This window comes from Algibacter sp. R77976 (assembly GCF_044594645.1).
Lineage (GTDB): Bacteria > Bacteroidota > Bacteroidia > Flavobacteriales > Flavobacteriaceae > Algibacter_B.
In genome coordinates, this window is sequence record NZ_CP138989.1 from 2,399,664 (window position 1) to 2,412,200 (window position 12,537).

Below are 12,537 nucleotides of genomic sequence, written 5' to 3' on the forward strand. Positions count from 1 at the left end.
CTAACTTTACAGAAAAACCCTTTTTATGGGTCGAAAAAAGAAAATTATGAAAGAAAGTTTCTATTTTAAAAAAAACTTATTTAGCAATGTTTTGTTAGCTTTAAGTTTAGTGTTTTCAGTAACGTTGAAAGCTCAGGTTATTCTTGAAAATGAAGTAAAGATAACCGATATTGGTTTGCATTTTAATGGTAGTAAGGTTGGTAGTACTGCTGCAAATACAGGAGATACAGCACCCTACGACTATTTTTTTGGAAAAAATATATCTGCACACGGCGATTGCATAAAGACCTACGGTAATTATGTGTTTATGACCTGGTACCGAGGAGGCAAGGCAGACAGGCATGTAATGTTAACGCGTTACAATACATTAACTGGTGCTATGGCAACAATAGAGTTTCCGCATAGGCATACAGGATATCAAAATAAATATTGGATTGGAGAGTCGCACAACACTATAGCTGTGGCTATAAGTCCAATAGATGGCACGATTCATATGTTGTATGATATGCATGCCTATAGTCGAACCAGACCATCTGATGGAAGTTTAAGCGATGATTATTTCCGTTATTCATATTCCCTTAAAAACACAGCCGACTTACCAGATGCAGAGTTTACCTTAGATAAATTTGTTCAAAACAGCTCAGGTGGTTACAAACATTTAAGTTTAAATGGAGGTGAAGATTACACTAATTTTTCTGCATTAACCTATCCGCAGTTTTTTTTAAACGATTTAGGCGATATTTTTATGTACATGCGTGAAGGTGGAAATAATAATGGTGCATACAAGTTTTCAAAGTACGATGCGAATACTTCAACATGGTCTAGTTTTACGCATTTTAATGTTTTAAATGCAAAAAACCAATCAGGAATCACTTATAATTGGGGTTTGTATGGCAACATGAAATATGTAAACGGAAAAATCAGGATAGGGTTTCAAAGAAGATTAGCAAATAATAGCGATAAATACCAATATCAAAATGGTGTGTATTATGCCTATTCTGATAATCAAGATGGATCAAATGGTTGGAAAAATCATTCAGGAGCATCTTTTTCTGTACCTCTTTACGATGCCGATTTTATAAAAGTAATGGAGCCAGGAGATTATGTACAGACTACTCAAGAAGACAAAGTATATATAGTAGGAGATTTTGATTGGACGGTAACAGATAATGGAGATGTGCATATTATTAGTAAGGTAAAGGATAATGAAAATAATGTCACCAAGTATTTACATACCTACAAACCAGCTGGTGCAACTGATTTTATAACGTCTGAAGATTTTGCAGGAGGAACTTCAATTTACACCTCAGGCGATAGCGTTTTTATAATTGGTTTGAAAAATAATAGGGTGTTTATTCAAAAAGCAGAAGGAGGAACAAATGCTTTTACAACCGTTTACGAAGCCACGACAGGAAGAACTTTTGATCATGGTAGAGTACATATTAACAATGGTAAGGTTTATTATTATTTAATGGAAAATAAATCAGGAAATGCACAACCATTATACCTTCAAATTATCGATTTAGACATTGTTCAAGAGCCTTTTAGAGTATCAGTAACATCTCCATTTGATGGCGCCACCTATAATGTAGATGATACCGTACGTCTTTCTGCCAATGCTATTGATGAAAACAGTAGTATATCAAAAGTAGAATTTAGAGTTAATGGTGCTTTTTATGATGAAGATAGTACCGCTCCATATACTATTGATTGGTTACCTAATGCAATTGGGGCTTATACCATTCAAGCAGTTGCATACAATGCTAGTAATGAAACAGTTTCTTCTAATGAAATCGTTGTTAATATTGAAATTTTTAACCCTAACGATTTAACAGGACAGGTTTATCGATTAAAAAATATGGAAACCCAAAAATATTTAAAATCATCTGGTTCAAACGTAGTTGAGAGCGATTATGTTGAAGGAGATGATGCCTTAAATTGGACTTTTGTAAAATCAACGGTTGGCGGAACCGAATATTATAACATAGATAGTGAGGTTAATGGTGTTTTAAGAGGTGCTGGCTCTGGAGCAGGAAATGCCATAATCAGTACGGGTAGAACCTCTCCAAATACAGATGTTGATAAAGTATGGACAGCGAATTACATAGAAGCTGAAAAAGCCTATAGGTTTTCAGTTAAAGATGGTAATAACTATTTATATCATGAAGGTGTAGATGAATATTTAAATAAAACAGCCAATATTACTGATGCCAGAAGTAAATGGAAAGTGGAGTTGGCAAGTAATGCCCCCCTTAGTATAGCCGATAATAATTTTGCAAGTAATTCTATAAAGGTATATCCTAATCCCGCTGATGGTAATTTCACTATTCTTTTAGATGGTTTGCAAAATGCAGATGTTGTAATTTATAATATGTTAGGTAAGGCGGTTTACAAAAATAAAATAAATTCAAATCGTATAGAGATTGAAAACAAAAACCGTTTTACCCCAGGACTTTATCTCATAAAAGTAATTGGAGATAACAAATATGTTTACAGTAGTAAGTTAGTTATCAACTAATTTATGGGTTTGATAATAATAAAACCATTAATATCAAGATACATCAGGATAGTTTTATGGTTAACAATTTAGACATTGCTTATGTTAAAAATCAGCTTAAATTTTTAATGGCTCATAAATCAACACTATGTCATGTTTTTTACCTAATTCTGTTTTGGGGAATGATGTCTTGTAGTGAAAAAAATGTACAAAAACCATCTGAGTTAACACTTTCAGAAGGTTTTAAAAACCCGATAGGCTTTTTCGATGCAGCTCCTGCATTTTCATGGAAATTACCTGCCTCCGAAGGCATAAAAACACAATCGGCTTATCAAATTGTTGTAGCTTCTTCAAAAGAATTATTACCAAACAATCCAGATTTATGGGATTCAGAAAAACAAAATAGTTCACAATCCACTTTTGTGAAATATCAAGGTGTAGATTTAAAATCTCGTCAAAAAGTTTTTTGGCAAGTACGATATTGGAATCAAGATGAAACCGTTTCAAAATGGAGTGCTATTAATGCGTTTGAATTAGGATTATTAAAAAATTCCGATTGGAAAGCAAAATGGACTGGTTTAGATACCGCGAAAGATAGTATTAAAGGTGTGCGTAAATTTTTAATGCATAGGCCGCAATATTTAAGAAAAGAATTTACATTGTCTTCAGAGGTTGCATCCGCAAGGTTATACATCACAGCCAAAGGTGTTTTCGATGTGCATGTAAATGGAAAAGATGTAAGTGATGATGTTCTGCCACCAGGTTGGACACCCTACAATAAACGTATTGAAACTATAACTTACAATGTTTCGGATTTAATAACATCTGGTAAAAATGCAATAGCGGTAGAATTAGCTTCAGGTTGGCACTCGGGAAGAATTAGTAGAGGTACCGCCGTTTATGAAAACTTTGCTTCACCAAAAATTTTATGTCAGTTAGAAATAAATCTAAAAGATGGTGCAAAAAAAGTAATAGTTTCTGATGCATCTTGGAAAGGGACAACCAACGGCCCAATTCGATTAGCTAGTTTATATGATGGGGAAGTATATGATGCTAATTTAGAAATGCCAAATTGGTCCACAACTAGCTTCGATGATTCGTTATGGCAAGCAACAGAAATAGAAGCTATTCTAGATAGCGTAAAGCTAGAGCCAAAGCGTCATGAAACCATTAGAACAAAAGCCGTTATAGAAGATGCAGAAATTGTTTCATCTACAAAAGAATCAGTAATTTTTGATATGAAGCAAAATATGGTAGGCGTTCCAAAAGTAAATGTACCTATGAAAAAAGGCGATACACTTACCATTCGTTTTTCTGAAATGTTATTGTCCGACGGTACATTTTATACAACAAATTACCGTTCTGCAAAATCAACCGATTATTATATCGCTGCTACGGATGGTGTTATTGAATACATACCAAAATTCACATTTCATGGGTATCAATTTGTAGAATTATCAGGGTTTGATCCTTCAGCAGAGCCAAAGAATAATTGGGTAAAAGGCTTGGTGCAACATTCGAATTTTAAAAAAAATGGCACATTTAGCTCTTCACATGAAAAATTAAATCAATTGCAAAGTAATATCACTTGGGGTTTACGAGATAACCTTTTAGATGTTCCAACAGATTGCCCACAACGCGACGAACGTTTAGGTTGGACTGGCGATGCTCAAGTTATTTCGCCAACAGCGCTATTTAATTTTGATACCCATGCCTTTTGGACAGCTTGGTTACAAAGTATGAGAGAAACACAATCGGAAATCGACAATGGATTGGTGCCTTTCATAATTCCGGATGTACTTCAAAACAACAGAGCAAGCTCAGGTTGGGGTGATGCCTGTGTCGTTATTCCTTGGGATATTTATAATATTACAGGAGATAAAACCGTGTTGGAAGAGAATTTTGAAATGGGTAAAAAATGGGTAGCCTATTACCAGTCTAAAGCAAAAGATTTTATTCCAGATACACACTCGTTTGCAGATTGGTTACAACCTTATCCTGAGAAAGGCGGAAAAATGGGGAATAGAGGAGATACTCCTGGAAAATTTGTAAACACAGCATATTTTGCACATTCAGCACATTTAGTTTCAAAAATAGCAGGTGTTCTTGGTAAAACTGAAGATGAAAAAAAACACAAAAATTTATATAAAGATATTGCCGCAGCTTTTGAAAAAAAGTTTTTTGATGAAAACGGAAAATTTAAAAACAAAAAGCAAACGCAGACCAGTTATTTATTAGCTATATATTTTGATTTACTACAACCAGAAACCAAAGTAAAAGCGCAAAAACATTTGTTAGAAGAAATTAAAAAAGCCAATAATCATTTAGGAACTGGTTTTTTAGGAACGCCAATATTACCAATGGTTTTGGATGATATGGGTGAGATAGATTTAATGTATGAGATATTGTTTAAAGAAACTTATCCATCTTGGTTTTATTCGATAAATCAAGGGGCAACTACCATGTGGGAACGCTGGAATAGCTTCAGTAAAGCAAATGGTTATAACCCACAAAGCATGAATAGTTTAAATCATTATGCTTATGGCGCTATTGGGCAATGGATGTACGAGCGCATTGCCGGTTTAGCACCATTGGAGCCTGGTTATAAAAAAATAAGAATTGCGCCAATTCCAAATACACAGTTTTTAACTTCGGCATCAGCAAATTTAAATACACCTTATGGAAAAGCATCATCTTCATGGAAACTTGAAAATGGTATTTTCCTTCTAGATGTAATAATTCCGCCAAATACAAGTGCAGAAGTACATCTTTCTAAGTCATCAAATCAAGATATATTTATAAATGGTAATATTTTAGATGAATCTTCACCATTTAAGTTAATTCAAAAAAACAAAAAAAACATTGTAATAGCGGTTCGTGCCGGTGCTTATCAATTTCAAACTAAAATAAAATCTGATGAATAAAAAATCTAATTTCAATAGCTACGTTATCATATTTTTGAGCTTAATATACTTCAGTTTCACATCTTGCATCGAGCAGTCATCATTAGAAAGCCCTAAAGATTTATCCATTTCAGAAGGTTTTAAAAATCCAATAGGTTTTTACGATGCTAATCCAACATTTTCTTGGAAATTACCAGTTTTAGAAAATATCAAAAGTCAGTCTGCATATCAAATAGTAGTGGCAAGTAGCCCGGATTTATTACCTGATAATCCAGACTTGTGGGATTCTAAAAAACAAGAGACAGACCAATCGGTTTGGGTTAATTATGCTGGTGCCGATTTAAAATCGCGTCAAAAAGTATACTGGCAGGTTAAATATTGGAATCAAGATGGCGATGCTTCCGCTTGGAGTGATATTAATCATTTTGAATTAGGGTTGTTGTCAAATAATGATTGGCAAGGCAAATGGATTGGTTTAGATACCAAAAAAGAAAACGTTTTGGGTAGTCAAAATAACGTAATTCACAGACCACAGTATTTAAGAAAAGGGTTTGAATTGTCTAATGATGTGGCTTCCGCCAGATTGTACATTACAGCAAAAGGTGTTTTTGATGTAGCTATAAATGGGGAAGACGTTAGTGACGATGTGATGCCGCCGGGTTATACGCCCTATAAAGAGCGTATAGAAACCATTACGTATGATGTTAGTGATTTAATAGAATCAGGCCAAAATACCATTGGAATTGAAGTTGCTGCTGGATGGCATTCTGGGCGATTGGGTTGGATGAAAAAGTATTGGCTTAATACCGAAACACCAAAGATTTTGTGTCAGCTAGAATTAACCATGAAAGATGGTTCAAAAGAGGTTGTTATTTCCGATGCAAGTTGGAAAGGAACAACAAAAGGACCTATTAGAGTTTCAGAAATATATGATGGTGAAACTTACGATGCTAATTTTGAAATGGAAGGATGGGCAACCAATAGTTTTAATGATAAATCATGGGAAGACGTTAATACATTTCCTTTAGATAAAACCATACGTTTAGAGCCAAAACGCCATACCACAGTTAAAAATAAAATTGAATTAGCAACGAAAGAACTTATTAAACAAGATGCTGCTGTTATTTTTGATTTAAAACAGAATATGGTTGGTATTCCAGTATTAAAGGTACCAATGAAAAAAGGACAGACATTAAAAATAAGGTTTGCAGAAATGTTATCTCCTGAAGGTACTTTTTATACTAAAAACTATAGAACAGCGCAGTCTACCAATTATTACACGGCTTCAAAAGATGGTGTGGTAGAATGGTCTCCAAAGTTTACATTTCACGGATTTCGATATGTAGAATTAAGTGGTTTTGATACGTCAAAAGAACCCAAAAAAGATTGGGTTATTGGTGTTGTACAATACTCAGATTTTGATGAGAATGGCACATTTACATCATCTCACGAAAAACTAAATCAATTACAAAGTAATATTGTTTGGGGTTTAAGAGGTAACTTTTTTGATATTCCAACCGATTGTCCGCAACGTGATGAACGTATGGGATGGACTGGTGATGCACAAGTGTTTGGTCCAACCTCCATTTTTAATGCCGATGTTTATAAATTCTGGGCAAGTTGGATGCAAAGTGTGCGAGAATCTCAATATGAAAATGGCGGTATTCCTTTCGTAGTGCCCGACGTTTTATATAACAATAAAGTGAGTGCAGGTTGGGGAGATGTGTGTACTATTATCCCTTGGAAAATTTACTATCGAACTGGGGATAAAACAATTCTTGAAGAAAATTTTGAGACCATGAAAGGTTGGGTAGCTCATCATAAATCTACTTCAAAAAATTATATTTCTTCTATGGGTGGTTTTGCAGATTGGTTGCAACCACTTCCAGCAAATGGTAATAACAAAGGGGACACTTCGCATAGTTTAATTGGAACTGCATTTTTTGCACATTCAGCGAAATTAACAGCCCAAACTGCTGCCGTTTTAGGTAAAACTGAAGAGCAAGCAAAATATGAAGCCTTATTTACTTCAGTTGCAAAAGCATTCGAAAAAGAGTTTTTTGATGAAACAGGTAAAGTAAAAGGTGTTACAGAAACACAAACCTCTTATTTATTGGCTTTAGCTTTCGATTTGTTGTCTAAAGATAAACAAGCCAATGCTAAAAATAACCTTTTAGAAACTATAGAAGCTGCAGATAACCATTTAAGAACTGGGTTTTTAGGAACGCCATTATTATCACAAGTACTCGATGAAACTGGCGAAATTGACTTGATGTATAAATTATTATTCAACGAAACCTATCCATCATGGTTTTATTCTATCAATCAAGGTGCAACCACCATTTGGGAACGTTGGAATAGTTATAGTAAGGCAGAAGGTTTCAATCCGCAGAGAATGAATAGTTTAAATCACTACGCTTATGGAGCTATCGGTGAATGGATGTATGAACGCATTGCAGGGATTGCACCTTTAGAAGCAGGTTATAAATCTATTAGGATTGCTCCTAAACCTAGACAACCGTTAACATCGGCCGCAGCAAGTGTAAATACACCATACGGTAAAGTATCGTCTTCTTGGGAAATTATAAATGGTGAATTTCACTTGGAAATAGTTGTGCCACCAAATACAACGGCAAAAGTTAGTATTCCTGCAAATACTCAAAATGATTTGGTACTAAATGGCGAATCGTTCAGCGAAAATTCGAAGATAAAACTTTTAAACACGAATAACGATTCTTTTGAGATTTCGGTACAACCGGGAACTTATAAGTTTACGTCAAAAATTAAATAAAAACATTTCAATGAAAATAAAAAAAATAGTCTTATCAGCTTTAGTCGTTTTAGTATCATTTTTTAGTTGTAAAAATGAAAAAAACAATCCGGAGACGAGTGCTGTTTCAAAAGCAGAAAAACCTAATATCGTTTATATTTTAACCGACCAATGGCGAGGTTCTGCTTTGGGTTATGCGGGGAATCCCGATGTAAAAACCCCAAATTTAGATGCTTTTGCACAGGAATCTGTGAACTTTACCAATACCGTTTCGGTAACACCAGTATGTACGCCTCATCGTGCGGCATTGTTTACTGGTAGATTTCCGACCACTACAGGGATGTTTTTAAACGACTTGCACATGCCAGCTCAAGAATTAACCATGGCTGAAATTTTTAAGTCCGAAGGTTATAACACAGCATATTGGGGGAAATGGCATTTAGATGGCCATGGCAGATCGACATTTATACCAAAAGAAAGACGACAAGGTTTCGATTTTTGGAGAGGTTTAGAGTGTTCTCATAATTACACAAAAATGCCATATTATGATAATGATGATCCCGAAATAAAACATTGGAAAACGTATTCGCCTTTTGCTATATCTAAAGATGCGAATCAATATTTAACAGAACATGCTAATGATAAAGCACCATTTCTGGCCGTAATCTCCATTGCAACCCCGCATTATCCTCATGGTTCTGCACCTAAGCAATATAAAGATATGTATCCGCCAGAATCTTTAACACTAAACCCAAATATTTCAGATAAGTATAAAGAGAGAGCGCGTAAAGAATTACAAGGATATTATGCACATGCCACAGCTACTGATAAAGCTATAGGAAGTGTTTTAGATAAAATTAAAGAACTGGGATTGTCAGAAAACACCATTGTTGTCTTTTCTTCAGACCATGGCGAAATGATGGGCGCGCATGGTGTAAAACCCTTTGTAAAACAATTAGCTTGGGACGAGTCTATTAGAGTGCCCTTTTTAATTCACTATCCTTCCATAGGAAATAATAAAGGAACGGTTGTCAATGCGCCTTTAACAACCCCAGATATTTTACCATCTTTATTAGGGTTGGCTAAAATTGAAATACCTAAAACTATTGAAGGTGAAAACTTATCTAAGCTAATTGAAAATCCAGATCCAAACGCAGATAGAGCCGCTTTAGTGATGAATGTTGCTCCATTTGGTGCCAATTTTAAAGATGCTCCTTACCGTGCTATAAGAACTAAGCAATATACCTACGCCATAACACCCAACGGACCAAGTATGTTTTACGATAATATTAAAGACCCTTACCAGCAAAATAATTTACTAGGTAAAACAGAGTTTGTAAACATTCAAAAAGATTTAGATGCTAAACTTCAAAAACAGCTAGCAAACATTGGAGACGAAGTAAGACCAAGAGACTATTATATGAAAAAATGGAACTATAAACTAAGTATGGATAGAAGAGCCATAGATTGGTGGAGTTTTGATAAAGGAGAAGGAGTTGTGCAGTCTCCAAAGCCTATGGCTAACTAAATAAGTTATTTTGGCGCCTGCCTGCTGGCAGGCAGGTTACCCAAAAGGCTCGGACTTTCTGCAGTCGCTTCCCGATAAAAAATCGGGAGAGCTTCAACAAATGCTTTAATCCCTTACGCGGGCTAATCCGTCAAGGTATTTTTAAATCAATAAACAACGTTTTCAAATGAAGAAATTAATTCTATTAATCTGTATTATTTTTTGTGTATTCAAAGTTTCCGCGCAAAGCGAAAAACCAAATATTTTAGTATTCTATGTTGATGATTTAAGATCAGAATTAGGTTGTTATGGCAGCCCAACAGCAATAACACCAAATATTGATAAGTTGGCTAAAGAAGGTGTAATGTTTAACAAAGCATACACGCAACAAGCCATTTGCGCACCATCTAGAATGAGCACGCTAACAGGGCTGCGTCCGCAATCTTTGGGTATTTACAGTATTTTTACGCCACTTCGTAAAGTGCATAAAAATGTGGTTACTATGCCACAATTATTCAAACAAAATGGCTATAAAACGGTAAGTATAGGAAAAGTGTATCATCATGCTTCAGACGATAAATCCAGTTGGACCACCCATTTTCCAAAAGAGTCAAATAGTTATGTTAAGCCAGAAAACATTGCGTTAATGCAGCGTTTAAAAGCAGAAGGTGTTAAGCCATTAAAGGGACCTGCTTTTGAAGATGCCGATGTGGAAGACGAAGCTTACAAAGATGGGCGTGCAGCTAAATATGCTATTGAAACGCTAAACGAAATTAAAGATGATAAATTTTTAATGTTCGTGGGGTTAAGCAAGCCGCACTTACCTTTTAATGCACCAAAAAAATACTGGAATTTGTATGATAGAAATAAGTTTGAGGTACCGTCAAGAGAAAAACCAGAAGGTATGTATCGTTTGGCTTTTAGCAAATGGGGAGAACTAAAAGGATACCACGGTATTCCCGATGAGGGCGATTTAGACGATGATTTAACCCGTACCTTAATTCACGGTTATCATGCTTCTGTGAGCTATATTGATGCACAGGTAGGCAAGGTCATGCAAACCTTAGAGGATTTAGATTTACGCAAAAATACCATGGTAATATTTATGAGTGACCACGGTTATAAAATTGGCGAATATGGTGCTTGGTGTAAACACTCCAATGTAGAAATAGATGTTAGAGTACCTTTAATTATTAGTAGAGAAACAAATTATAAGAAAAGGAAAGTTGGTAAAACATCAGATGCATTAGTAGAAAATGTAGATATTTTTTCAACTTTAGTAGAAATATGTGAATTAGAAGGACCAAAATCCGATGGAAAAAGTTTGTTACCTGTAATCGATAATCCTAATACGAAATGGGACGAAGTCGCTACTAGTGTATATGCTAGAGGAGAAAAAATAATGGGTTGTACTGCTACAGATGGAGAATGGCGTTATACCGAATGGAGAAATTCAAAAACTCAAGAAGTTTTAGGCGCAGAATTATATGAGCATAAAAACAGTTTATTATCTTTTGTTAACTTATCTGGAAATTCTAAATATGCAAAAGTTGAAAAAAGAATGAAAGGGCTTTTAGAATCTCAATTTCCTAGAAAAATAAAGCCTTTTTTGCAAAATGATATACCCAGAAAAAGGTAAAGTAGGCAGTTTATAATTACATAGCTTTTATATAGAATTATAATAGCTAAAACCTGTTAAAAAATTTTTAGTTACCTCATTTCAAATTTTTGGTTTAGCGAGCTTTTATAGTTTTGTAATAACTAAAACTAGAAAGCTATGATAGACTATATTAGAGTGGATTCAGATTCTATGGTGCCTAAATATTTGCAGATTATAAATTCTATAATTTATAATATCTCTAATGGAAATGCTAAAGTTGGAGACCAAGTACCATCAATAAATAAATTAAGTCAAGAATGTTACTTATCTAGAGATACGGTAGAACGTGCTTATAGAGTTTTAAAAAAGCGTAAAGTGATAGTTTCTGTTCATGGTAGGGGCACTTTTATAGCAGAAAACCAGCTCATACAAAAGATAAAGGTTTTGTTTTTTGTTAATAAATTAAGTCCTTATAAGATGATGATGTATAATTCATTTCTAAAAGAAATGGGAGAAAATTATCATGTTGATATTAAGAGTTATCATTGTGATGAATCGCTCTTTGTCGAATTAATAGAGAAGTATAAATCCTCTTATGATTACTATTTAGTTTTTCCACATTTTAGAACAGAAAACTTGTCTTACACAAGTTTTACCGATAAAGTAAATAATGCTATTAATGGAATCCCAAAAGAAAAACTTGTTTTACTAGATAGTAGGCATCACCAAATACAGGGTGATTTTATAGAGATACTTCAAGATTTTGAAAATGATATATTCACGGCTTTGCAAAAGGGTCAAGAAAAAATAGCTAAGTATAATAAACTATTCTTGGTCTATCCAAAAAAAGCATTTTATCCTTATCCAACAAAAATTTTAGACGGTTTTAGAAAGTATTGTTTTTGTAATAATTTTGATTTTGAAATTATTGAAGAGATTTCAAGTGGATTTCAAGTAGATCATAAAAACTTATACATCACAATAGAAGAAGAGGATTTAGTAAATTTAATAAATAAAATTAATGAAACTAATCTAAAACTAGGTTCAGATGTTGGAGTTATATCATATAACGATACTCCTTTAAAACAATTATTAAGCATTACTGTTATTTCTACTGATTTTGAAGCTATTGGAGAGCAAGCAGCAAAAATGATTATGGAAAACAGGAAAGAAAAAGTAAAAGCCCCTTTTTATTTTTTAGATAGAGGCTCTATTTAAATAGAAGGAGAGTATCATAAGTATAAGGAAGACTATCTATAT

Annotated in this window: 6 protein-coding genes; all 6 read left to right on the top strand. The window is 34.2% G+C overall.

The features are described 5' to 3' along the window. Positions 1 to 46: 46 nt before the first annotated feature. The 6 genes from SJY43_RS10320 to SJY43_RS10345 all read left to right on the top strand — a co-directional run bounded on the left by SJY43_RS10320 (position 47) and on the right by SJY43_RS10345 (position 12,495). The gene (locus SJY43_RS10320; protein ID WP_396600658.1) at positions 47 to 2,518 is read left to right on the top strand and encodes a BNR-4 repeat-containing protein; all 2,472 of its coding nucleotides are present in this window, start codon (positions 47 to 49) and stop codon (positions 2,516 to 2,518) included. Positions 2,519 to 2,625: 107 nt separating this feature from the next. After that, positions 2,626 to 5,421 carry a family 78 glycoside hydrolase catalytic domain gene (locus SJY43_RS10325; RefSeq protein ID WP_396600659.1) on the top strand — a complete coding sequence of 932 codons (2,796 nt, stop codon included), beginning with the start codon at positions 2,626 to 2,628 and terminating at the stop codon, positions 5,419 to 5,421. Beyond that, the gene (locus SJY43_RS10330; RefSeq protein ID WP_396600660.1) at positions 5,414 to 8,191 is read left to right on the top strand and encodes a family 78 glycoside hydrolase catalytic domain; all 2,778 of its coding nucleotides are present in this window, start codon (positions 5,414 to 5,416) and stop codon (positions 8,189 to 8,191) included. The genes SJY43_RS10325 and SJY43_RS10330 overlap by 8 nt, the downstream gene beginning before the upstream one ends. Before the next feature lie 10 nt (positions 8,192 to 8,201). Then, the gene (locus tag SJY43_RS10335; protein ID WP_396600661.1) at positions 8,202 to 9,698 is read left to right on the top strand and encodes a sulfatase; all 1,497 of its coding nucleotides are present in this window, start codon (positions 8,202 to 8,204) and stop codon (positions 9,696 to 9,698) included. 166 nt (positions 9,699 to 9,864) lie between these two features. Further along, a complete protein-coding gene (locus SJY43_RS10340) occupies positions 9,865 to 11,316 on the top strand; it encodes a sulfatase (protein WP_396600662.1) in 1,452 nt (483 codons plus the stop codon). Between the two features lie 138 nt (positions 11,317 to 11,454). Then, entirely contained in the window at positions 11,455 to 12,495 is a 1,041-nt protein-coding gene (locus SJY43_RS10345; RefSeq protein WP_396600663.1) for a GntR family transcriptional regulator, read from the top strand. The last annotated feature ends 42 nt before the right edge of the window (positions 12,496 to 12,537 follow it).